This is a genomic window from Actinomadura rifamycini DSM 43936, from assembly GCF_000425065.1.
Taxonomy (GTDB): domain Bacteria; phylum Actinomycetota; class Actinomycetes; order Streptosporangiales; family Streptosporangiaceae; genus Spirillospora; species Spirillospora rifamycini.
This window is the reverse complement of record NZ_AULB01000078.1, coordinates 1-1,087: the sequence shown is the minus strand read 5'-3', so window position 1 is coordinate 1,087 and position 1,087 is coordinate 1. Positions and strand designations below refer to the sequence as shown.

The 1,087-nt window shown below is 74.2% G+C and carries 1 protein-coding gene; it reads right to left on the bottom strand.

Annotation, left to right across the window (positions count from 1 at the left end; translation table 11 throughout):
• Positions 1-1,027 (bottom strand): AMP-binding enzyme (locus H505_RS46085; RefSeq protein WP_245592698.1); only part of this gene is annotated, 1,027 nt, incomplete at its 3' end.
• Between the last annotated feature and the right edge of the window lie 60 nt (positions 1,028-1,087).

Sequence of the window (1,087 nt, the reverse complement as noted above, 5' to 3'; positions counted from 1 at the left end):
CGGGCAGCAGCACCCGCCACGACACGCCATCCACCACCAGGTGATGCACCACCAGCAGCAACCGCCCCGGCGCGTCCCGCCCCGCGTCGAACCAGACCGCCCGCACCATCGCCCCGGCCCGCGGGTCGAGGCGCGCGGCCTCGCGCTCCACCAGGTCATCGAGCGCCGAACCGTCCGGCGCGGGCGTCCGGACGCGCCGCAGCGGGACCTCGGTGCCGCCCGGCGGCGGAACGTCCAGCTCCCAGGTACCGTCCTGCGACCGCCGCAGCCTCGCGCGGAGCATGTCGTGGTGATCCACGACGGCGCGCAGCGCCGCCCCCAGGCGGTTCTGGTTCAGGCCCGGCGGCACGATCGCCAGCATCGACTGGCCGAACGGCCCGGACAGCGCCGCGGCCCCCGACCGTTCGAGCACGTCGAGCATCACGGGCGTCAGCGGCACGGCCCCCGTGCCCCGCTCGACCGGTTCGTCCACCCGTCCCGACTCGGCCGCCCGCGCCAGCGCGGCGGGCGTGCGCAACTCGAACACCTGCCGCGCGGAGAGCAGCAGCCCCGCCCGGCGGGCCCGCGACACGACCAGCATCGACATGATCGAGTCGCCGCCGAGCGCGAAGAACGAATCCTCCGCACCGACCCGTTCCAGGCCGAGCACATCGGCGAACACCTCGCAGAGCAGCTCCTCGTCCGGCGTCGCAGCCGCGCGCCCCGAGGACGCCCCCGCGAACGCGGGCGCGGGGAGGGCACTCCTGTCGAGCTTGCCGTTGCGGGTGACGGGGATGGCCTCCAGGGAGACGAACGCGGCCGGGACCATGTAGTCGGGGAGCTTGGCGGCGGCGAACTCCCGCAGCGTCGACTCGTCCGCATCGCCGACGACGTAGGCGACGAGCCGCTTGACGCCCGGCTGATCCTCGCGGGCGACGACGGCGACCTGGACGACGCTCTCGTGGGCCGCCAGAACGGTCTCGACCTCGGCCGGTTCGATCCGGAAGCCCCGTATCTTCACCTGCTCGTCGGCACGCCCCTCGAACACCAGATTTCCGTCCGGCGTCCACCGGGCCAGGTCACCCGTCCGGTACATGCGGCCGGAACC